23 protein-coding genes are annotated in these 21,588 nt (G+C 60.4%); 7 read left to right on the top strand and 16 right to left on the bottom strand.

Annotated elements, in window-relative coordinates; all coding sequences use genetic code 11:
• Positions 1 to 272 precede the first annotated feature (272 nt).
• A protein-coding gene (locus tag A9995_RS16175; RefSeq protein WP_145916979.1) for an IS630 family transposase occupies positions 273 to 1,336 on the top strand; the annotation gives its coding sequence in 2 pieces (ribosomal slippage) (positions 273 to 764 and positions 767 to 1,336; 1,062 coding nt in all).
• Between the two features lie 16 nt (positions 1,337 to 1,352).
• Here A9995_RS16175 and A9995_RS14160 read toward each other — a convergent pair.
• The 16 genes from A9995_RS14160 to A9995_RS16790 form a co-directional block, all read right to left on the bottom strand.
• On the bottom strand, positions 1,353 to 1,790 hold the full coding sequence (locus A9995_RS14160) for a MucR family transcriptional regulator (protein WP_067614167.1): 438 nt from the start codon (positions 1,788 to 1,790) through the stop codon (positions 1,353 to 1,355).
• Positions 1,791 to 2,486: 696 nt separating this feature from the next.
• Entirely contained in the window at positions 2,487 to 3,275 is a 789-nt protein-coding gene (locus A9995_RS14155) for an LPD7 domain-containing protein (RefSeq protein WP_145916973.1), read from the bottom strand.
• On the bottom strand, positions 3,265 to 5,142 hold the full coding sequence (locus tag A9995_RS14150; protein ID WP_067614163.1) for a type IV secretory system conjugative DNA transfer family protein: 1,878 nt from the start codon (positions 5,140 to 5,142) through the stop codon (positions 3,265 to 3,267). Before A9995_RS14150 ends, A9995_RS14155 begins: the two co-directional genes overlap by 11 nt.
• Positions 5,135 to 6,151 carry a P-type DNA transfer ATPase VirB11 gene (gene virB11 / locus A9995_RS14145; RefSeq protein WP_067614161.1) on the bottom strand — a complete coding sequence of 339 codons (1,017 nt, stop codon included), beginning with the start codon at positions 6,149 to 6,151 and terminating at the stop codon, positions 5,135 to 5,137. Before virB11 ends, A9995_RS14150 begins: the two co-directional genes overlap by 8 nt.
• Before the next feature lie 12 nt (positions 6,152 to 6,163).
• Positions 6,164 to 7,342 carry a type IV secretion system protein VirB10 gene (gene virB10 / locus A9995_RS14140; RefSeq protein WP_067614210.1) on the bottom strand — a complete coding sequence of 393 codons (1,179 nt, stop codon included), beginning with the start codon at positions 7,340 to 7,342 and terminating at the stop codon, positions 6,164 to 6,166.
• Positions 7,342 to 8,214 carry a P-type conjugative transfer protein VirB9 gene (virB9, locus tag A9995_RS14135; RefSeq protein ID WP_067614159.1) on the bottom strand — a complete coding sequence of 291 codons (873 nt, stop codon included), beginning with the start codon at positions 8,212 to 8,214 and terminating at the stop codon, positions 7,342 to 7,344. The genes virB10 and virB9 overlap by 1 nt, the downstream gene beginning before the upstream one ends.
• Entirely contained in the window at positions 8,211 to 8,903 is a 693-nt protein-coding gene (locus A9995_RS14130; protein ID WP_067614156.1) for a virB8 family protein, read from the bottom strand. Before A9995_RS14130 ends, virB9 begins: the two co-directional genes overlap by 4 nt.
• Before the next feature lie 6 nt (positions 8,904 to 8,909).
• Positions 8,910 to 9,239 (bottom strand): hypothetical protein, encoded by a 330-nt coding sequence (locus tag A9995_RS16800; protein WP_145916972.1) that lies wholly within the window; start codon positions 9,237 to 9,239, stop codon positions 8,910 to 8,912.
• Between the two features lie 34 nt (positions 9,240 to 9,273).
• Entirely contained in the window at positions 9,274 to 10,302 is a 1,029-nt protein-coding gene (locus A9995_RS14125; RefSeq protein WP_067614154.1) for a type IV secretion system protein, read from the bottom strand.
• A gap of 8 nt (positions 10,303 to 10,310) precedes the next feature.
• Positions 10,311 to 10,547, bottom strand: a complete 237-nt coding sequence (locus A9995_RS14120) for a hypothetical protein (RefSeq protein WP_067614152.1) — start codon at positions 10,545 to 10,547, stop codon at positions 10,311 to 10,313.
• Positions 10,544 to 11,278 (bottom strand): type IV secretion system protein, encoded by a 735-nt coding sequence (locus A9995_RS14115; RefSeq protein WP_067614150.1) that lies wholly within the window; start codon positions 11,276 to 11,278, stop codon positions 10,544 to 10,546. The genes A9995_RS14120 and A9995_RS14115 overlap by 4 nt, the downstream gene beginning before the upstream one ends.
• Before the next feature lie 11 nt (positions 11,279 to 11,289).
• A complete protein-coding gene (locus A9995_RS14110) occupies positions 11,290 to 13,680 on the bottom strand; it encodes a VirB4 family type IV secretion/conjugal transfer ATPase (RefSeq protein ID WP_067614148.1) in 2,391 nt (796 codons plus the stop codon).
• Complete coding sequence (locus A9995_RS14105; RefSeq protein WP_067614146.1) at positions 13,670 to 14,014, bottom strand: type IV secretion system protein VirB3; 345 nt, start codon at positions 14,012 to 14,014, stop codon at positions 13,670 to 13,672. Before A9995_RS14105 ends, A9995_RS14110 begins: the two co-directional genes overlap by 11 nt.
• The gene (locus A9995_RS17420) at positions 14,011 to 14,367 is read right to left on the bottom strand and encodes a TrbC/VirB2 family protein (RefSeq protein ID WP_067614144.1); all 357 of its coding nucleotides are present in this window, start codon (positions 14,365 to 14,367) and stop codon (positions 14,011 to 14,013) included. The genes A9995_RS14105 and A9995_RS17420 overlap by 4 nt, the downstream gene beginning before the upstream one ends.
• Position 14,368: 1 nt before the next feature.
• Positions 14,369 to 15,073 carry a lytic transglycosylase domain-containing protein gene (locus tag A9995_RS14095; RefSeq protein ID WP_067614142.1) on the bottom strand — a complete coding sequence of 235 codons (705 nt, stop codon included), beginning with the start codon at positions 15,071 to 15,073 and terminating at the stop codon, positions 14,369 to 14,371.
• A 450-nt stretch (positions 15,074 to 15,523) separates the two neighbouring features.
• Positions 15,524 to 15,820: a hypothetical protein gene (locus tag A9995_RS16790; RefSeq protein WP_145916970.1), complete on the bottom strand. Its 297-nt coding sequence runs from the start codon at positions 15,818 to 15,820 to the stop codon at positions 15,524 to 15,526.
• Positions 15,821 to 15,977: 157 nt separating this feature from the next.
• Between A9995_RS16790 and A9995_RS14085 the strand changes: the two genes are divergently transcribed.
• From A9995_RS14085 to A9995_RS14060, 6 genes are all read left to right on the top strand, one after another.
• Complete coding sequence (locus A9995_RS14085; protein WP_067614138.1) at positions 15,978 to 16,844, top strand: toprim domain-containing protein; 867 nt, start codon at positions 15,978 to 15,980, stop codon at positions 16,842 to 16,844.
• 578 nt (positions 16,845 to 17,422) lie between these two features.
• Positions 17,423 to 17,827: a DUF3768 domain-containing protein gene (locus A9995_RS14080; RefSeq protein WP_067614136.1), complete on the top strand. Its 405-nt coding sequence runs from the start codon at positions 17,423 to 17,425 to the stop codon at positions 17,825 to 17,827.
• 73 nt (positions 17,828 to 17,900) lie between these two features.
• Positions 17,901 to 18,095 (top strand): hypothetical protein, encoded by a 195-nt coding sequence (locus A9995_RS14075; protein ID WP_067614134.1) that lies wholly within the window; start codon positions 17,901 to 17,903, stop codon positions 18,093 to 18,095.
• Entirely contained in the window at positions 18,095 to 18,286 is a 192-nt protein-coding gene (locus A9995_RS14070) for a hypothetical protein (protein ID WP_145916969.1), read from the top strand. The genes A9995_RS14075 and A9995_RS14070 overlap by 1 nt, the downstream gene beginning before the upstream one ends.
• 33 nt (positions 18,287 to 18,319) lie before the next feature.
• Positions 18,320 to 20,137 (top strand): ParB/RepB/Spo0J family partition protein, encoded by a 1,818-nt coding sequence (locus A9995_RS14065; protein WP_067614130.1) that lies wholly within the window; start codon positions 18,320 to 18,322, stop codon positions 20,135 to 20,137.
• 242 nt (positions 20,138 to 20,379) lie between these two features.
• Positions 20,380 to 21,576, top strand: coding sequence for an AAA family ATPase (locus A9995_RS14060; protein WP_067614128.1), 1,197 nt, complete (start codon positions 20,380 to 20,382; stop codon positions 21,574 to 21,576).
• Positions 21,577 to 21,588: the final 12 nt, after the last annotated feature.

The raw sequence follows: 21,588 nt of genomic DNA, 5'->3' as shown, positions 1-21,588 counted from the left end.
CGTCTTTAATGAGGGCGCTAAGCCGCCTTCGCTCGAATCGTCTCAATCCGAAGTTTGCTTCTTTAATTGGTAGAGATAATTACTCCACCAATGCAAAGTCTGCCCGCGTTCAATTCCAGAGCAGGCATAAGGAAAGGCGCGGGGATTCTCGACCGCGCCCTTCAATCTGGGGCAACGAATTATACCAATCGGCTGTGAGTTTGACTCACGCGGGGGATTCCCAAGAGGCGAAAAGTCTGAATCTATGGCGCCCGGTGTTGGAGGGCGTGACCATGGGCTCAGCGATAGGCTTGCGGGATGATTTTGACGGATCGGCATTGCGGCGACTGGCGCGATTGTCGAAGAGCGCGAACCAGGCGCGGCGGTTGTTGGCGTTGGCTCAGATTTACGACGGCGGCAGTCGAAGCGAGGCAGCCAAGACCGGGGGTGTGACCCTTCAGATCGTGCGCGACTGGGTCATCCGGTTCAATGCCCGTGGCCCTGATGGCCTGCTTGACGGCAAGGCTCCCGGCAAGTCCTCCATCCTCAACGATGCCCAACGCCGGGCGCTTATGGAAATCGTCGAGCAAGGTCCGATCCCGGCCGTCCACGGCGTTGTTCGCTGGCGGCTGATCGACCTGGTCCAGTGGCTCCATGAGGAGTTTGCGGTCTCGCTCGACGTAACAACCGTGGGACGCGAACTGAGGAGACTGGGCTACGTCAAGCTTACCGCGCGGCCTCGTCATCATGCCCAGAACGCACAGGTCTTGGAGGCCTTTAAAAAGGGGGCTTTGCAGCCAAGCTGGCAAAGGTCAAAGCCACACTTCCGAAGAGCACGCCCATAGAAATCTGGTTCCAGGACGAGGCTCGCGTCGGCCAGAAAACCAAGATCACGCGGCGCTGGGCCAGGCGAGGGACGCGGCCGTCGGCACCGAAGGACCAGCGGACCAGGTCGGCCTATATCTTCGGTGCAATCTGTCCGGAACAGGGAAAGGCCGCTGGGCTGATCCTGCCCTTCTGCAATACCGAAACCATGACGTTGCATCTTGCCGAGATATCGATCGCCGTCGCGCGCGGCGCTCACGCGGTTGTGCTGATGGACCAAGCAGGATGGCACATGACCAGCAAACTCGTCGTGCCCGAGAACATCAGTATCATCGCGTTGCCGGCCAAATGCCCAGAGCTCAACCCGGTCGAGAACATCTGGCAGTTCATGCGCGACAACTGGCTCTCGAACCGCGTCTTCACATCCCACGACAACATCGTCGACCACTGCTGCGAGGCCTGGAACAAGCTTGTCGATCAGCCATGGCACATCATGACCATCGGCCGTCGCAAATGGGCGCGTGGGTCGTGATCAATGCAGGTTGGTATTAGGCCGTGGCTTCGGCTTTTGTCGCCCGCTTGCTTTTCTGTCCCTTCGTGTTGCCCAAACCGATCCGTTTAGCCATCTCCGAGCGGCGGGCGCTGTAGGAGGGCGCGACCATCGGATAATTGGCGGAGAGCCCGAACGTCTCGCGATAGCTTTCCGGTGTAAAACCATGATTGCTAATGTGCCGCTTAAGCGTCTTGTAGGGCTTTCCGTCGATCATCGAGAGAATTTGGTCCGGATTTGCGAGGCTCTTGCGCGCTGTGACCGCGCGCTCTGGTTTGGCCTCTTCCGCAGGCTTGGCGTCCTTCCCCAGCCCGGCCAGTGCGGTATAGGTTTCCCGAATCAACGCGGGAATTGCCTCATGATCCACCTGATTCCCTTCGACGTAGGCTTCGACAACCCGTGTGGTAAGTTCGATTAGATAATTCTGCTCTTGCATAGTCACTCCTCTGAGTGCGTAGTTGTTTTGCCAAGACAGAAAAGAAAAGCGAAAATCAGGCTCTCTGTCGTGTATAGCGCGTAATTCTCGCGCCGGACCATCCGCGGTTTATTGCGCTGGTTGCTCTGTCATTAGACTAAGAGTAAGCGTCGCCTTGCTCTACACCTGAATGGCTGAACCTGAACCATACAGTTATATCGAGCGGGCCGCAATCGCCTAGTCGAGCCCAGCACTTGTCAAATTGACCGTGCGTGTCGAGATCTGGGCGACGGGCCAACCTTGAGCGCAAGTGGGAGCACCACCGGTGGACCTTATCGAACGACCGCTCTCGGCATTGGCCACCCAATCAACGAATGACTGTCTTTGGGCGCGAAGCTGACATCAGAAGTAGGCAATGCGTATGTCCACTATTGGGTGGTCAATTCAACCAGCCGGAAGCGGACCTTGCGCGGCCTCATTTCACTTCAATACGTACCGCGCGTAAAGGCGACGCAGCGGCTCTAAATCGCGACACCCGATGCAGAGCTTCGCGAAGATATTCTCGGATACAAGCCTGAGCACATCATTGCCGAAGACGAGATCAAAATGCTCTATCGCGGGGTGCTGACGTTCCTGCCCGGCTCAGATTCCAGGCCCTGCTGGTGAAGCTCGCCATTCACCATTCACCGTTCGGTGAAACTGTGCGCTATAGTGAACCTATCGCTCGCGCACCTTGGATTTATCCTTGGTAAACGGTGTCTGCCGGATACGTTCCTGTATGGTTTCGCGCTGAGCGGCCTGGGGTTGCAGACCCTCGAGCTTTTTGCCGGCTGCGATCGCCCCGGCGAGCTGTATTTTTGTTTCATCGACGAATTTCTGTCGGCGTATGGGGCGGTCCGGATAGCGGTCGCGAGCTACGATAACGGATGCGGCGACAAGCGACTGCGCATTGCGCAATTCCGGGTCGGTGCGATTCCTGTCGTGCGATTGCGCGAGAAATCTTTCGGCTAATGCTGCGTTGCGAGCTTTTTCCGCAGGAGCTTTCGGTTTCGTGCCGGATGACACTTTCGCTTGTATCTGGTCCTGGTGCGCCGCCGCCTTGCTCGCGGCGCGTTCGGCGTCGAGCTTTTCGAGGCTGGTGGGGAGGTAGCCTTTGACGGCCATGCCCTGCTTCGCAGCGACCATATAGGCTTTCTGCCGGAAGGCCTTGCTTCCCTTTACCGTGATCGACGACCAGTCATTGGCTTTGGCGATCCGGACGGCATCGTGGAGCGCGCTCTGGTCGTCTATTCTTATCGTTTCTCCCTTGATCGAAAAGGCGGGCTTGTCGCGCGGTGTACGGTGAAACTTATCTCCCCGGCGAAGATATTTGCCGGTCAGCGCGTCGGGAACTCTTAGATTGCCGGTATCGCTCGCCTGCATTGCATTCGGCGCATTCTTTGATGTTTTCGGGCCAGCCTGCTTCGGCGAGCCAGGCAAGTCAGGTATGGCAGGCTCATCGTTCATTGAGCAATCCTTCCTCGATCACACCGGCAACTTCCCGCTGTCTGGATACGGAACGGATGTTCTCCAGCTCGGCAGCCTGAGCGGGCAAGCCGTCGATCGCCGCCTCGCAATCTGCGAACGAAATACCGAGGAAAGGAATGTCGGTGGCTATGTTTTCATCGCGGATGATGGTGCGCTCTTCCTCGGTGGTGTCGCCGTCCTCGCAATCGATCACAACCTTCAACCGAGGATCGACCTTGTCCGGCGTCTGACTTCCCGCCGTTCGGACCTCTATGTCGGGCGCCGGAAGCACCCGCGACTTGAAGATGCGTTCGCGATAATATTTGATCTTGGTTCCGCGCACCGCCGGGATGCCGCCGCGAAGCAGCAGCAACTGATCGCGAGGGAATTGCATGAGTTCCTGAGGAAGCAGCAGCGCCCGCTGCATCTGCGACACGGATTTTGAGCGGTTGGCGAGCATTCCGTGGATGGTCAGGGATTTGGTCGTCGCGTCCTGCCCGACATAACCCAAACGCTCCGACAGTTCCTTGGCAACTTTTAGTTCCTTGGGGGTGAAGGCGACTTCGACGCCGCAATTGGCGACGATCTCGTCGGCAACGTCATGACCGTAAACGGCCCTGAGCTGCGAGCGGGACTGGATCACCGGCAGCAGGCGAATGCCGTAGCCTGCGACATAGGCAAATCCGCCTGCGATCACCGAAGCGCGGCCAAGCCGGGCAAATTCATCGAGTATGAGCAGGACCTGGTGGTTTTCGCCCTCTTTTGGCAGATCGCGGGTGTTGAGATCGATCAATTGCTGAAAGAACAAATTGTAGAGCGGAGCGACCCGGTCCATCTCGTCGGGCGAGACCCCCAGATAGATTGAAATCTTTCGACTGCGCAAATCGCGCAGGTCGAAATCGGAGTGCGCGGTCGCTGCGCAAACCAGCGGATTGAGCCACAAGCTCATCTTGGACGTGATCGACTGCAATATGCTCGAAAAGGTCTTGTCCGCGCCCGACGTGAAATCCGCCAATGCCTGGCGCGCCGGACCGGACAGGCTGCTATCGTGTTGCGCGATCTCGAGAAAATAGCGCTGGATATCGGGCTGGGTGAACTGCCGGTAGATCTCTCCGATCGTGAAGGGCAAATCGGCAGCATTGGCAACATGGGCACCGACGCCGACGAACCCCGTCTTGGCCGATTCCATCCAGAAGCTGTCGCCCTTGTCGGGAACGGTGAACAGCATCGTGGCGACCTTCTGCAGTTCCACGATTACGGCGTCGGGATTGCCGCGCTCGATGTAGCCCAGCGGATTGTAGCGCGCGGTGCGGCCATCTCTGGCGGTCGGGTTGAACAGGAACACTTGCTGGCCGTGAGCCGCACGAAAGCCTGCCGAAGCATCGAAATTCTCGCGTTTGACGTCGAGTACGACCACCGAATCCTCCCACGTCAACAAATTGGGAATAACGATCCCTACGCCCTTGCCCGAACGTGTCGGCGCTTCGACGATGACATGCTCGCTGCCCGCGAAGATCAGAAACTTGCGGCCCTTGCGGCCGAGCACGATGCCGCGCGACGCGCGCAAGCCTTCGCGGCGCAGTTCTCGTTCCTTGGCAAAACGGGCGTCGCCGTGCAGCGACGGGTCGCGGTTGAGCGCGAAATAGACGATCGCTCCCACGAGAATTCCCGAACCCGCTGCCCCCAGCAACAGCCCTTTCACGGCCAGCGGATCGCCGCGATAATACCAGAAGAATTGCGGCATCTTGAGCGGGTCGAAGCTGGCGAGTGGCAAACCCAGAATGATCCATGCGGCCATCGCCGCGAGCATGAACCAGCACAGCAGCAGGAGCGGCGCGCCGACCAGCAGTCCGCCCGGCCTATGCACCGGCTGCCAGTCCGTTCGCCGGATCGAAATATATTTCGGTCACGCGGTATTTTCCGCCGATCTTCTTGGTTTGCACCACGATGTCGACGAGCAGCGTCAGGAGCGCCCGGATGTCGCCGCGCGACAGATCCGAGCCACCCTCGCTCTCCTTCACCAGCAAGGTCAGCTGCTCGAAGGCGAGCTGCGCTGAATCGGCATGGATCGTCGTGATCGAGCCGGGATGGCCCGAATTGACGTTGCGCAGGTAAAAGAACGCCGTTCCGTCGCGCAGTTCCTGCAATAGAATTCTGTCGGGGCGCATTCGCAGTGCCGATTCCAGCAACTGCTTGGCCGTTATCTTGGCCAGTCCCTGTCCGTCCTTGGCATAGATCATGTGGACGACGTTGCGGTGCGGCACGGTGAGTTCGCGCGTATCCTCGATCGTCAGCAACCGCTCCTCTTCGGGAATGAGCTGGATCAGGCCCTTGGACAAGGTGGTTTTGCCCGAGCCGGTCGCGCCCGATATCAGGATATTCTGCCGCGAACGCACCGCGAGATTGAAAAATTGCAAATGTTCGCCGGCTAGCAGCAACTCGCGCATCCGCACTTGTTCCGGCGAGATCGCGTTCTCGGCGATTTTGGTGTCTTCGAACATGCCGCCGCGTTCGAAATCCACCATCGTCATGGTGACCCTGGAGGGCTTGCGGATCGTAATCGATACCGTCCCGTCCGGCACTGCGGGCGGCACCAGCAGCTGAACCCGTTCGCCGGTCGGGAAGATGGTCGAACAGATCGGCGTCTCGCTATCGACGTCCTGATTGGTGTAGGCGGCCGCAGCGGTTGCAATGGTCCGGAGAGCGGCTTCGGTCAGACCGGGTTCGTCATACCAGACCCATCCGCTGCTGCCTTCCACGGCGACTTCGCCGGGCCGGTTGATAACCACTTCGGTGGCATCGTCATCGTCGAGATACTTGCGCAGCCGGGCGATATTGCTATCGAGGACCGCCGTGTTGCGGGTATTGCCGCGCATGCCGTCAATTCCTCATTTGATGCGCAGACCGTAGACATCGGCGAAATCGAAATCCTGAGCGACGAAAATGCCGACATCCTCGCCCTGGTTCTTGCGCAGAACCGGGCGGATTTGCTGCGAATCCTGCACGATGGTCGAGGCTGTGTCGGATGGCACGCGGGTGACATTGTCCCCGCCACCGCCGATCCGTTCGCTGGCAATGACCGATGCGTCTTCGACCAGGCTAAACAGCAAAGCCGTGCCGAACCGCTCCCAGAAAAACGTATCGACGCCTCCGCTCAGCCCCGCCCGGCCCAAGGCGTCACTGGCAGGCGATGCCAGATCGATGGCGATCCCGCGCGGCGTAAGCGCGCGGTTCCACAGGACGAACAGCCGGTATTGGCCCCGGTTGAGTCCGCCCTGATATTCGCCCAGCACTCTGGTGCCTTTTTCCAGCAGAATGACCCGGCCATTGTCCGAATAGATATGGCGAGGAACGATGCAGCTGACGTATCCCGGTACGCTCGAATCCATCGCCGTTTGCAACACGCAGGGGATATGCGTGCCCGCCGTGAGGAGATAATTGCGATCGCCGATCGCGCGGGCCGACTGGCGGCCAATGGCTGACGCGCGCCGCGCGCTGTCGAGCACGGTAGGCTCGCGCGAATTAGCGGCTTGCATGTCGTTGCGCTGACCGCTGGTAGCGCCGCCGCCCAGCCGGTTGCCGATGGCGCCTGCTAGACCACTTTGCCCGCCATAGGCGATCAGGCCCGATCGCCGCGATGCCTCTGCCAGAAGCTGCCGCTCGGATTTGGGTGGCGGTCCGTCCCTGACCGGCGGACCTGGCGAAGGCGGCGCTTCGGCGAAGCCCGGCACCTGCTCGCCATCGAAAGCTATCGGCGCGTTGGGGTCAGCCGCCGCGCCGCCGAGCGTCGGCGCAATGATCGTGCCGGGATCGATCTGGCTATCGGCGCGCCGCGAAGGCGGCGTTTCAGGCAGATCGGCGTCGCTGCGCACGCCGTCGATCAACGCGAAGAACATGAAAATCGCGGCGGCGAATATGGCCAAAGTGAGCACCAGCTTTTTGGGGTCGGCACCGGCGCGCTGAATGCTGGCCATCGCCCCTTCGCGTTCGCTTTCGGGCTTGCGATCGATTTCATCGGGATCGGGCGCGGCATCGCGGATTTCGTTCTCGCGGGAATCGTCCGCCATCATGGTTCTCCTTCGCTGCCATCCACGGTCGTGCGCTCGATCAGCGTGGAGGCAGTGCCGGTTTCAGGGTCGCGGCCGTAATAGACGGGATCATCGTTATAGACGCACAGCACGGTCTGACCGCGGCGCAGCCGGAGGCGCTCGTAGACGCCGTGAACGATCACGAATTCGCCGCGGACGTCGAACGGAACGATCGCTTCGCTGCCATCTGCACTGACGGCGAAAAAGGCGGGCAGCTCGCGCTGCGCGGGAAAGCGCAAGGCGGTAAACTGGCCATTGTCCGATATTTCGCTGGGCTGGATACGGCTGTCGCCTTGCACGCTGTAACGAATATTGCGAACGCCCTCGACCACGCCGATGGCCAGCGCGCTGGTAATGGTCCGACTTTCCAGCGCGCGAATTTCCGCCGCAGCGACCTGCGCCGCCGCGCGTTCAGCTTCCGCGCGTTCCTGTGCCGGATAGCGGAAGCGAACCTTGAAGAACGTATCGCCGCCGCGCTGCGCGATCGATCCTTTGCGCGATTTCAAATGAAACGTGTAGGAGCGCGGGCCGTAAGGCGAGTTCGTGAGCACCACCAGATTGGTCGCGGAGGCGAATTCGCGCGGCTTGATGAACAGCGAATTGTCTGCCGGTGCCACCTCCCAACTCACCGTATCGCCAAGCGCGACGTGTTCGATCGTTTCGCCGGGCGCGAACACGATCTGCGTGGCGGCGCGAAACACGCCGGTGACCTCGTAAACCTGGCTGTCGCTATAGGTGACTTCGCGGATCCGGTCGTCGAGTGCGGTCCGGGCGGGAATCTCACCCGCCAGCGCCGGGAACGGCACCAGGACTGCGGCGAGCATCGCCGCCATGAAAACTCTGATCGTCATGTGCCTTCCTCGACCTCCACATCGGCGCGGTAGGTCTTGACCTGATATCCGAGCGGGTTGGAAAATATGCCGGATTCCGCGCTGGGTTTTCCGGTCACGTCATATTCGATCGTCGCGATCGCTTCGGTATCGACGTCGGTGCTGCCGCGCCGCAAGGTTTTGGTGAAGCGCACCTGGGCTACTTCCGGCGCGATGAACGAGACGCTTTTGATCGCGACAAATATGGTTGTTTCCTTGTCGTAGATGTTTTGCGGCGACCCTGGATTTTCCTGCCGGTAAAACGCTGCCCAGCGCTCCTGTTCGACGCGGTCCGACATGCCGGTAACGGCGGTGAAATACTGGGTTCGGGCCGCAGGTATCCAGCCTTCGCGGTAGCGCACATATTGGGCGAGAAAATATTTGGCGACCGCTTCATCATAGGTGATGTCATCTGCGCCGCTGAGTTTGCGGGTGATTTCGGCCGCGCCCGTCGCCTTGTCGACGGTAATTACATAGGGCGTGGCCGTCTTTAGCGGCGCGAGCATGGCGACCGCCAGAACCCCGGCAATCGCCAGTCCGCCCGCGACGGCGGCCACTGTCCACGCAATGCGTTTAGACCTGTTGGCGACCAGCAGCCGCTCATAGTCCCAGCTACGCGCCTCGCTGAAATACTGATCCAGTTCCTGCTTGTTTCTGATTCCGCCTGCCATGATCTCCTAGCACCTCCGATAAGTGGCTGGAGAATAGGCTGACAGGTCCGGCTGCCGCAGCGCCGGGACGGTTTCGCCCGATGGTTCGCGGCTATCGCCGTCGTCGTCGCCAGCCCCGCCGAACACGTTGATGTTTGTCCGTGCCGCTGCGCTTGGCGGACTAGCTTGCGGCCTGGCCGTCTCAGGTACGCCGGGCAAGGTGACCCCGTAAGGATTGGCGGTGCGGCGATCCTTGCCGTCGCAGACCGGCAGCTTGGCCAATTGCGGGGTCGAGCAGCCGGTCAGCGTCGTAGCTAGCAGGAAACCGAGTGCGGCGCTGCCATATTTGGGTTTCATTGCGTTCTCCGTTCAGGTGCCTGTCGGTTAGGGGTCATGTGCGGCTGAGCCGATTGTGTCCGCGTATCTGCCGGGCAGCCGCGCGCGCTCCCGCCGCGCCGGTGCTGCCCGCACCAATCGCGAGCCGTCCCCCTGCCCTTCCGCTGCGCAAGGCGCCGACGATCGAGGTCGCTCCAAGCGAGCGCGACAGGGCCGCGCCAAACTGGGTAACGATGGCCGCCGACCCACCGCCCAGTCCCGCCGCGATCGCCGGGATTTGGAAATAGAAGATCGCGGTCACCGTATAAAAGGCAACGACGATCAGCGTGGGCTTGAGGAAATTGGCATTCTCGACTTCGACCAGCGCCAGCGCGGTCGCCGAGGCATTGGTGGCAATCACAGTCAGCAGCAGCGCGAACACGATCAGCATGATGTAGTTGATGACCGAGCCGAGCCAGGCGAAGAAATATCCGCGCGTGGAATCGAACAGCAATGCGGCGATGAACAGCGGGCCGACGACCGCCAGCAGAGCGAGCGCGAACGTCGCGAAAATGACGATGACAAAACCGACCGCCGAGGCGACGATGGTTGCCGCGACGACTAGCAGGATCAAGATCGGTCCCAGTATGGCGGTTGACCAGTCGGTCGGCTGTCCGAAAGTCCCGGCGGTCTCTTCGAGATAGAGTTCGAGTTCGGTTGCCATCTTGCTGGCAATCTCCAGCCCCAGCCCCGAAAGCCGGTCGAAAAATTCGCCTGCCCCGTCCACGCCCGGACCGCCCAGCGCGGAAGAAAACTCGTTCGGCAGACCGGTGACGATCATATTTGCGACGGTCGCGCCATAGAGGCTGGTCACGGCAAAATAGAGTGCAGCCAGCAGACAGCCGCGATAGACATATTCGCGGAACGGAAAGCTGACCGCACCGCGCATGATCGCGTAGCCGAGCAGGATGATGTAGATGACCATGCCGACCCGCAGCGGTCCGCTAATTATGCCGACGAACGCCGCATAATTGCCGATAATCACCGAATTCAGCGTATCGACGAACACCTGATACATCGAACTGAAAATATGGTCATCGAACATCGCGGCGGCTATTTCGTGCGGGCGACCGCGATCCGCGCGGCGATGCAGTTCTTGGAGAAAGTGGCCGGATATTCGGAGACCGGCACCGCGCTCGCCTCGACTTGCTCGCACATTGCCAGCATTTCTCGCGCTTCATCGATATGTTCGGAATAATAACTGCGCGTGCGCGCTTCCATAGTTTCGGGGAACGGGCTTTCCGGCGCGCAGCCCGCCAGCAGGACGGCTAGCCCGGTTAGCCGCTTCATCGTTCGCCCCTGAAATAGGCCTGTTCCTCGCGCGCGCCCTTCTGGCGGGCGGCGCGGGCTTTGGCTGCGCGTGCGTCTTGCGCCGCCTGTGCGGCGCGGTCGATCGCTTCCAGACGCATCCGGTCATTGGCCATAAGCGCGCTTTCGGCCTGCAGGCGCGCGGACAGATCCTGCACTTCCTTGGCGGTGTCAGCGCTCGCGAGCCGGTCGCGTAACTGTTCGAGCCCCGTCTGGCGCGATTGCACCGCCGCGCCGATATTCTCCGCAACCGCAATATCGGTAGCGATCCGCCGTGCGGAATAGTCGAACGCTCCGTCATAACGGCGCTCGTTGTCATTGGCACCCTGCCCCAGCGATCCGATGATGTCGCGATAGGCTTCATCCGCCCGCGCCCGCACCGCGCCGATCCCTTCGAAATCACCCGAGGCATGGCTGCCAAGCGCATCCGCGCTGGTATCCAGCTGACGCAACGCATCGGCCTTGAGCTGCTGCGCCAGCTGCGCAATATCCGTAAGGCCGTTAAGGTCGTTATAGAGCTTCTTGGCTTCGGCAATCTGCCGCTTGCCTTGCTCGATGACCTCGACGGCCTGCTTGACCTGCTGGATTTGTTGGATGAGCGAGGCGTTGTCATGCACCGGGATGCCCTGCGCCAGCGCGGGCGCGGCATAGGAGAGATACAGGACCGTGCCGAGGATGCCGGCCTTTCTGCTTTGGTTGGCGATGTTTCCCATGGTTTTTCCTTTCAGCTGGGACGCCGCCGCGCGTGGAATTGCGGCAGCCATAAAGAGGGATCGGAACCGGTCTCGGTGATCGCTTCCTCCATAATTGCGGTAGTTTCCGAGCGTCCCGACAACACGGCCAGCTCGTCGTCGAGACCCGACAGGTCGAGTTCGACCACGACCGAGTCGTGGCCTTGCTTGACGAGAAATTTATGACTTTCCGGCGCAAGTTCCTCACGCACGAGCGCGAATTCGGCGGCCGAAAGCGCGAAGCCGTCGCGGTAATCCTTGGCCTGCCCGAACGGGTTGGGCAGCAATATCTTGGTCGCCACCTGTTCGAGGATCGAATGGCTGATATCGCTCTTGAGCGCATCGGCGGGCGACTGGGTGGCGAATACCAGAAACGCATTGCGCTTGCGGTAGGTTTTTAGCCCGTCCTGCGCGAAGCGCATGAAGGCGGGGTCGTCCAGCGCCTTCCAGAATTCATCGATGCAGATGACCATGCGTTCGCCGGTCAGCAGCTTGTCGATACGCCGGAACAGATAGAGCATGACCGGCGTGCGGATAGCGGCATTTTCGAGAAAGTCGGTCATGTCGAAACCGATGAAGCGTGCGTCCATCGTCACGGCGTCGGCGTCATTGTCGAACACCCACCCCAGTGCGCCCTCGGCGGTCCATTTTTCGAGCCGCGCCCCGACCCCGCTGGCGCTTTTCATACCGAGCAATTGCCGCAAGGCCGAGAGTGACCGGTCTTCGGGGGCCAATGCTATGACTGACTTGATTCCCTCTTCGATGCTGCGTTCTTCCTGCACTGTGAAGGGGTGACCATCCGCCTGGACAAGCTGGCGAACGAATGTCGAGAGAAACGCGCGGTCTTCGGGCGTGTCCTGCAGCGCTCTCAGCGGCGCGAAGCCGGTCGGTTCGCCGTTTTTAAGCGTCAGGTAGGTGCCGCCCGAAGCACGCACGAAAATCTCCGCACCGCGGTCCTTGTCGATGAATATTTGCCGCGCGCCGGTCTTTTCGAGTTGCGCCATCAGGAAATTGAGCAACACCGTCTTGCCGCCGCCCGAAGGGCCGATGATCATCGTATGGCCCAGATCGCCCTTGTGAAAGTTGAAGAAATACGGGCTGCGCGCGCTCGTCTTGAGCAGCGCGATCGCATCGCCCCAGTGGTTCCCGCTGGCCTGACCCGCTGGATAGGTATGGAACGGGCTGAAGGCCGAAAAATTGCGCGAGGTGATTGGCGCTGGCCGCGCCCGCCAGACGAAATTGCCGACCAGCTGCGACCAGTAAGCCGCTTCCAGCGCTGCCTGTTCGCGTGCAGCGACCATGCCGGTATCGGCAAGCGCCGCGCGGGCGACCGCCATATAGTCGCGCAGGCGTTTCAGGCTATGCGCGTAGATCGCGAGCGTGAAATGATGGTCGCCAAGCACGAAGCGGTTGGACTGGAGATCGTCCGCCGCGTCGATCAGATCGTCGGCTTGGCTGACCGCCTTGTCTTCGGCATTGATCATCTGCTGCATGCGTAGGCGAAATTTCTCGGTTGCCTGAGCGCGACCTAGAAACGTGAACGACTGGGTGAGGACGAACGCGAAATCGACCGACAGCAGCGGTTCGAACTGGCGCGGCGTGGTCACGGCGGGATATTCGCGAATACCGAAGATACCGCCGAACACTGACTGGTCGGCTTCGCGCAGTTCGATCGTTTCCGATCCGAATATGGCCCGGTGCGCATAGAGCGCGCCGCCGAGATGCCCGCGAACCACCGGCACGCGCTTATTCCGACCGGTCATGACCGTGTTCATGACTTCCAGCGGCTCGGAAAAATACAGTCCGCGATGTTCGTAAATCGTGCAGCGCCGGGGCAGGCAGCGCGCGAGCAGTTTTTCGAGATCGCGAACCTTGTCGTCGAGCAGGTCTAGAAATTCAGCGTCGATACCTGCGAAACGCGTATCGTCTGCCTTGACGCGTTTGCGCATCAGCTGCGCAACCTTGTCGGTGCCGCCCATCGAGGGCTTCATCAGCAGACTCACGTAGAAGCGGTTGATAAACATTCGCGTGCCGCGCATCCGCGCGGCATATTTGGCATCGAGACTGCGCGCGAAATGCGAGCGGAAGGTGCCGCCGGGATAATCGTCGATCCGCATCCGGACCAGATGCGTCCAGATGGACAGGCGCTCGTCGTGCAAATTGCGCCAGATGCCGTTCAATTTGGTGTGCCAGTCGTTGAGATCGCGCGGATCGCTGGTTTCGAACGCCCTGCCCTGCAGTTCCAGCGTGAGCATGATGTCGCCCGAATCGAGCATCACCACTTCATCGTTTACGTGCCGGGCATAGGGCAGGAACTTGCCGGGGCCTTCTTCCTTGAGCGCGATCTTCATCGGCACGGGGTCTTTTACGCCGCTAGCGAACATTTCGCGCGAACCCCTTTCGCCGCAATCCCGCCAGTGGCAACGGCGAGTAGGACGACCCGCCCCAGAAAGCGCGGTTGCGATTACCGGCCTTGGTCCGGCCCCAGAGAAACAGCAGTCGAAACGCATTGACGTCGTGGCGTACGATCAGGCGTGCGACAGCAAATCCCGAGCCCGCAACCAGCGCGGCATAAAGCGGATTGCCCGAAGCGATCAGCGTGCAGGCCGACGCGATCAGCAGCAGCACGCCCGCTTCGATCGGTATCCCCGCCCACAACGCAGGCCGCGTTACCGCAAGGAACAGCGGATCCTTTTCGAGGGGTTCGTCTTCGGTCATCCGCCCGCGATCGCGCCGACAATAGCGTCGGCGGAAAAGACGATGGCGATGCCAATAATCACGGTCACGAGGATTTGCGTCGAGGCCCGCCCCAAAAACCACAGCAGGCCCGTGACGATAACCGCAATGACCGCCAGCGTTCGCAGCAAGGTCGAGGACAAGATTCCACGCACGTTTTGCGCAAAGGATTCCAGATTTTGCGCGTGTGCCGGTTCGGGCGCGACCATGGCGAGAGCTAGCACTGCGGTAACCGCTACCCCGTAGAACAGGGCGCGCTGCCGCAGAGGCGGCCATTCGTCGAAGCGGGATGACAGATGATCTCGTAAGGTATGTGCGACGCTCCATGGCTGCATGTCAGTTTTCCTCGTTCGGTTTTGCGGTGGCCGCGAATCGTGCGCGGGCGAAAACATCCCATTCGGGTGGCCGCTGCCTGACGGCGACCGGCTGAACAGGCGGTGCGGTTAGGTTCTGGCGCGCAATCTCCGGCAGCGAGAGAGACGAAAGTGTTTCGCGCTCTCCCCAGTCCGTCGCTGGGCTTGGGACCGCAGACGGCAAATATGCGACGGTCACGGAGGTCGGAACTTGCTGGCCGGCTAGCGCGTATCCGGCGCGTTCGACCTTGCGCACGTAGCCGTTGCGGAAACCGCGTTCGCTGTGACCGGTGTTGTAAAGCGAAAGGGCGATGCGCAGCGCGACTTGGGGGTGGCGGCCATCGCGGACCGAGCGGTAATTGGTTGCAAGGACCGTCCCGGCGGCGGCGACGTTCGTGCAGGGGTCGAACACGCTGTCCCATGACAGGCCAAGCCAGCGCATGTTGCGCGAATTGATCTGCCCGAGACCCAGATCGACCGAATGCCCGCGCGCAATGTAATATTGCGCTACACGCGTTGCTTCCGCCGACGAGCGCGGCGGGCTGGGTTGGCGCGATAGCCGGTTGACGTTGATCGCAAAGACGTACCCCTTGGATTCGACATCGACGATCGCCGCGATGACCTGCGGCGAAACCGCAGGCGCGCATTGCGCCGCAAGTGCGAGAATCGCGGAGGGACCGAGCGTCATCTACCGCACCGCCTCGCGTGCATCGGCAGTCCGCCCCAATTCGACGTGCCACCTGTCGCCGCCGTCAGAGCGCGCGAAAATTGGATTTATTACATAGGTTTTCGTCGAACCGTCCGCGAATCGCATCTCGATGAGGCCGGACTGACCGGATCGGGACGGCGGCGCGTACCGCGCAGTAGAAACGCCTCCTGCCGTGCAGACCGGAAACGGTTTGAGCGAAGCAATATGCGTAGCAAGCTTGCGGATAGGCGGCAGGCATTCGGCAAATTCCGTCGCGCCGCCAGGGTTGGATAAGCACAGGAGAACTTCGCAGGGCCAGCTGCCATCGTCGGCGCTGGCCGGTGAGGGAGAGATAGCGAGCGCCGCACCGGCTGCTACAAAGTTTATCGTCTTTAGCAATTCACGACCTCCGTTATTCATACATAAATAACGGAGTGCAAAAAATCTACCCTAAAATGATTTTTCGTGCGATTTGCCGACAAATGGCACCACGATTATCGGACCTTCATAGTGATAGTCGAGCACGATATGACGCAATGCGCTGGAAATTCTCTTATAGGTTTTCAGTCGATTATGATTGTAATGGTTGACCTGATACTCGCGATCATCGCCCCAGTTTTTGCGCACGGAGATATGCCAAATCCCTGTTTTTCCTTGAATTACGTGGACATGGGTAAGCTTGCCCCCTTTCGGGCGGCGCGTCGTTATCTCATACTCGCGTAAGCTGGTTTCCTCACGTTCTTCCAATTTTCACCCCGATATACTTTTCGAACGCCAGACGACTTCCGCGAAATTAACGTCAAAAAATATTCAATGGCAACGCGTCAGTTTCAACCCGCTTTATTGTTGCCGAAAACGCGTCTGTTATTTATATATAAATAGCAAGGTAGTTAGGAGAGGTGACATGGGATTGAGTGTGATTGATCGTGCCCGACAGATCGTTCGGCAGCTCGGTGGGACTTGGCACGGGAACTATGCGATGTGCCGGTGTCCCGCCCATGAAGATCACACGCCCAGTCTTTCGGTAAAGGCCGGTGAGACCGCCGTTCTGTTTCACTGTTTTGCCGGTTGCGCCGGCGCAGCGGTGACGGCGGCTTTGCGCGACAACAAAATCCCGGTTCATAGCGACGCTATCCGGGCATTGCCGCTTAGTGAAAGTAATTTTACGCAACTAGCGAGGAAGATTTGGGACGATGCCCAGCCAATCAGCGGAACTCTCGCCGAACGCTATCTGAAATCGCGCGCCATTGATCCCTCCGGTCTCAATGCGCGGTTTATCGCTCACGCGCAGATCGGGCCGAAGCGGGATCATAGATTTGCGCCAGCGTTGATTACGCCGATCGAGGATGATCATGGGATCGTATCGATCCAGCGGACCTTTTTATCGGCGTCTCCGGTGGGAAAGGCCGAGATGGACGAACCCAAGCGCTGTCTCGGGAAGATCGGCGGCGGAGCCATTCGCAAGGGCGGTGTCCCATCCGACGGTGTTCTCAATCTGGCAGAGGGGTACGAGGAGGCATGCAGCGTTTCCCAGCTTTTCGGAATCAATTGCTGGGGGGCATGCGGCATCGAGCGCTATGCGCTGATCGACATTCCGGCCTCGATCCGGCTGATTTTCATTTTTTCGCAACACGGGGCCGAAGCGGACCGGGCGATCGAAAAGGCCCGCGAGCATCTCGAAACCGGCGGCAGGGCTTTGGGGGTTATTCTTCCGCAACTGCACGACTGTGACTGGAACGACCTGTCGATGCAAAAGGCAGGAATGGTCTGAAACGACAAATCACAGGCGAGTCAGCGAGGGGCGATCTCCAGATTGGCAGTGGGTTTCTCCAGGATCCTTTTTATTCCGGGTAACTTTTTCTAGTCGTTTTGGCGTTGCCTTCGGCGCGCGCTCTATCCGCGTTGCGGACCAAGCCGTTCCGTCTCGGCCAGAGGTTGCGATCGCTAACGTGGGTAGCAAGCGGGAATAAGGACGGGGCCTGCGGACGTGCTCTGCTACGCGCCAGCGCTGGCAGGGTCCGGTTGTTCCTGTTCTGGCCCCGACGCGCTCTTGCCCGGCTTCGGAGGCGAGCATTGGCTGGACCACGGCAGGCGCTCGCACAATGCTCCCCTGGCTTGCCTTGCCAAGGGCGCGGTCTTTGTGGCGGCTGATGCCGCAGAGGGACACACCAAGGGCTTCGCCCTTTCGTTTCCACAAGCGGAAGTAGATCGCACCCGTGGCTCGCTGCGCTGCGCCCGCACCAGTGCGACGATTCCGCTTGCCCTTCCCCATCCCAGACTTCGCCAGTCGGTCAGAAGCCGCAGGGCCGCAGGCCGCGGCTTTCAGCCCACGGAAGGGGAGAGAAGACAATGAACGACAGCAGCGAACGGATAGCGGCGTTGAACGATGCCGCCAGAGCGAATTTGGGGGGCATGGCGGATGCGGGATGCAGGCTCATTTGCACCGCTGGCATAGCCGCGCTGCCCGACGATGACCGGAGCGCGGTGCTGACCTTGGTGCGCAATTACGAAGCGTTCGACGACGACAACGATCCGCACGGCGAACATGATTTCGGGACGATCTGCCAGTTTGCCGATGGCCGCTGGACCGGAGCGAAGCAGCCGCGCGGCACGGACGGAACCGATAGCGTCAGACGGCATGTGCTCTGGAAGTTCGATTATTACGATCTGGCCTGCGAATTTGGCAGCGAAGCGCCCGACGATGCTGCGCTGACCACGCGTGTTCTCACCATCATGCTGGCCGAAGAATATTGAACGGCGCGGGGGAGAATATGCGCCCTCCCCCGCTGGTGATGCAGCTTTACCCGAACGAAGAAAGGACCCCGACATGACATTCCAGACCCGCGACGATCCCTACTGGACCACCGCACGATATGACGGTGTAAGCGCCAACGGCCAGCGCGTCGAGCGCGGCGAGGCGATCTTCTATTACCCGCTTTCGCGGTCGGTTTATTCCGGCGATCTGGCGCTTGCCGCCAGCGACGAGTTCGACCGTTTCATGCGCCGCGAGAGGACGGGATGATGGCCAGGAAACATGCCCATCTCGTGCCCGCCGACGATCCCGATCAGATGATGATGCCCGACGTCAGGCCGATCACGCTGCGCGACCGCCTGCAATGGCAGATGGCGCAGCCGCTTGCATCGCAGCGCGAACAGAAGCCGCTCGATACCGGCTTTTGGGACCCGATGCGCCAGCAACTCGACCTGTTCTGACACCGCGACCACTTAACCCAAGGAGAAACTATCATGACCCATACGACCGTAAAACTAAGCCAGCTTCGCCTCTCCCCGCTCAACGTGCGCAAGGTGAAGCCGCAGCAGATCGACCAGCTTGCTGCCGACATTGCCGCACATGGCCTCTTGCAGAACCTGATCGTCTATCGGGAGGACCGCAAATATTACGTGGCCGCAGGCGGACGGCGCTACCGCGCGCTTAAAGCCTTGCAAAAGGCCAAGACACTTTGCGGCACCCATGCGGTTCCGATGGACGAGCGCGGGAAGGACGAGGCGGTGGAACTGTCGCTGGCGGAGAACGCCCAGCGCGAGGATATGCACCCTGCCGATGCCGTTCGCGCCTATGGCAAATTGCTGGACGACGGGATGGAGCCGGGCGATATCGCCGCACGGTTCGGGGTGGCAATCTCCTACGTGAGGAAGGTGCTGCGGCTTGCCGCATTGCATGAAGATGCGCTTGCCGCCTTTGCCAAAGACAAGATCGGCATGGAGACGGCGCAGGCGCTGACCCTGACCGAAAATGGTGCCAAGCAGATCGAGGCGCTCAATCAATATGGTAACAGCGCGCATCAGATACGCCGGTTCCTCACGCAGGAGACAATCGCCAGCGATCACCGCTATTTCGTATTCGTCGGGCATGAAAGCTATGCCGAAGCGGGCGGGAGCATGACGGCGGACCTGTTTGCCGATGACGGCGAAGGCTATGCCAACGACCCCGAACTGGTGCTGTCGCTGGCAGATGCCAAGCTGCAACATTTGGCCGAGGACTTGCGCAGTGCAGGCTGGCCGCGCGTGGAAACGGGAACCGAGAAGCCGGAGGATTTCTACAATCTCAACCGGATGCATGAAGCGGGCAGCCGCGCGATGACCGGCGCGGAGGATGTGCAGCGAACCAAGCTAGAGGAAGCGCGCGAGGCGCGGATTGCCGAACCGGGCGAGGATGGCCAGTGGAATGACGCGGTGGTCCGCGATCTCGACCGCCAGCTTCGCGACCTTGAAACCGGCCTGCAATTCTTCACCGAAGAGCAACGGCAGGAAGGCTACATGCTCGTGACCATCGGCCATAATGGCCACGCCGACATGAGCGCGATACGCACCAAGAAAACCGCCACGGCGCAGACAGGCGCGGACGGGGTTGAGCAAGCCAAACCCGATTATTCGGGCGCGCTGGTCGAGACGCTCTCGAAGATCAAGACGCTGGCCGTGCAGGAGGCGGTTTCGCATGACCCCGCCCTCGCTCTCGATATCGTGCTCGACTGCCTCGCCGGTCAGCTGGTCCACGATGAACCCAGCTATCATTCGCCGCTCGCACTGCGCACCGAAGGGTTCAATGCGTTCGTGCCCGACGAGTTCATAGCCGTCAGCACCATCGAGCCGGTCGAAAGGCTCGGCGCGGCGCAGTTGGCGGCGATACCGGCAGAGGATCGCCTCGCTTATTTGCGGACGCTGCCGGCCGACGAAAAGGAGGCGCTACTGGCGTTGCTGGTCGCGGGCCAGATCAACGGCACCATGCCGAGCAACGGCGGGACCGATCAGCGCAATGTCCGCTTCGAGCAAATCGCCATGTATTCGCGTCCCGACATGGCTGAAAAGTGGGAAGCGCCGCTCGCTTTCTACGAGAAGCTGCGCAAGCCCGTTTTGCTGAAATTGCTGGAGGAAAATGTCGGCGAGGGAGCAGCCGAGAACTGTGCAAAGATGACGAAGGCCGATCTCGCCGCCGAGGTCGCACAGCGAATGAGCGGAAGGGGCTGGATTCCCGCACCGCTGGCCATTGCCGCCATGCAGGCCGACGAACCGGAAGCGGAGAGGCCGGAAGCTCTGGCAGCCTAGACCATGTGGGCGGGGGGGACGCTCCCCCGCCCCGCTTTTGATGGCGATCAAGTGCATTTTCGCCAGCGCCCTTCCCCAAGGACAGGACGCTGGCGAATTTTTCCGTTCGTGCAGACTGCGGTATGTAAAATCGGCGTCAGCGCCGAACCAATCTGCGTCAGTTTAATGCTGAAATTGCTCGACTGAACCCTTTTATGGCATTAGAGCCGCAATATCGTTCAATTAGGCAGGTGCGGAGTCGTATGGATTCTGAAGTCGATCGTATAGCAGAAATGGCCGCGTCGGGCGAGCGCATGATTGAGCGCCTGCGCAAGAAAGCTTTTTTGCCCGAGGACCGCAAGGGACTTGCCGTGCGCTATGGCATCGCCGAAGCCGCGCAGCTTCTGGGCTGTTCGACCAACCGCATCCGCATGGCCGAGAAAGATGGCCGTCTCCCGGCACCGGCGCCGACCGAAAACGGCCGCAGGCCTGGTTACAGTATCGAAGATATGCTCAATATGCGGCAGGTCTTGGATGCCTCCCCCGCCCGCGCGCCGAGCGACCCACCGGCGATCATCGCGGTCCAGAATTTCAAAGGCGGCGTCGGCAAATCGACCGTTACCACCCATCTTGCGCATTATTTCGGAGTGCTCGGCTACCGCGTTCTAGTGGTCGATTGCGACAGCCAAGCAACCACGACGACGCTGTTCGGCTTTAATCCGCATTTCAACATCACCCGCGAGCAGACGCTCTATCCCTATCTGTCGATCGATCCGACCCAGACCGACCTTCTTTACGCCGTGCAGCACACGCCTTGGCCCAATGTCGATCTGATCCCGTCCAACCTCGAACTGTTCGATGTAGAATACGAGCTTGCGGCAGCCGGGGCCGACGGCGGTTCCGTGCTCGCCGCGCGCTTTCGCAAGCTGAAAAGCGGTTTGCTCGACCTCGCGCAGCATTATGACGTAGTGCTGCTTGATCCTCCCCCTGCCCTCGGCACGATCAGCCTCGCAGTGATGCAGGCGGCCAATGCGCTCTTGATACCGATGGCCGCGACCACGCCCGATTTCTGCTCTACCGTGCAGTTTCTTTCGATGATGGAGCAGGTTACCGAGCAGATCAAACAGGCGGGCATCGAGGTATCCTATGATTTCGTGAGGCTGATCTGTTCAAAGTTCGATTCCAACGATCCTAGCCATGCCATGGTCCAGCAAATCATGGAGCAAAGCTTCGGACCCGCCCTGCTGCCGGTGCCCATATTGGAAAGCGCCGAGATCAGCCATGCGGCGCTTCGCATGATGACGATCTACGAACTGGAAAAGCCGATCGGAACTCCGCGCACCCACAAACGCTGCCGGACCAATCTGGACGCGGCGCTGGGGCAGGTCGAACAGCTCGTGCGTCGCAATTGGGGCGTTACCGCGCCCGCTACCGCCGAGGAAATCGTCAATGCTGCTTGATGACCTTCCGCT

Origin of the sequence: Erythrobacter sp. QSSC1-22B (assembly GCF_001678665.1) — a bacterium.
Classification (GTDB): Bacteria; Pseudomonadota; Alphaproteobacteria; order Sphingomonadales; family Sphingomonadaceae; genus Qipengyuania.
This window is presented reverse-complemented; position numbering and strand designations above follow the sequence as displayed.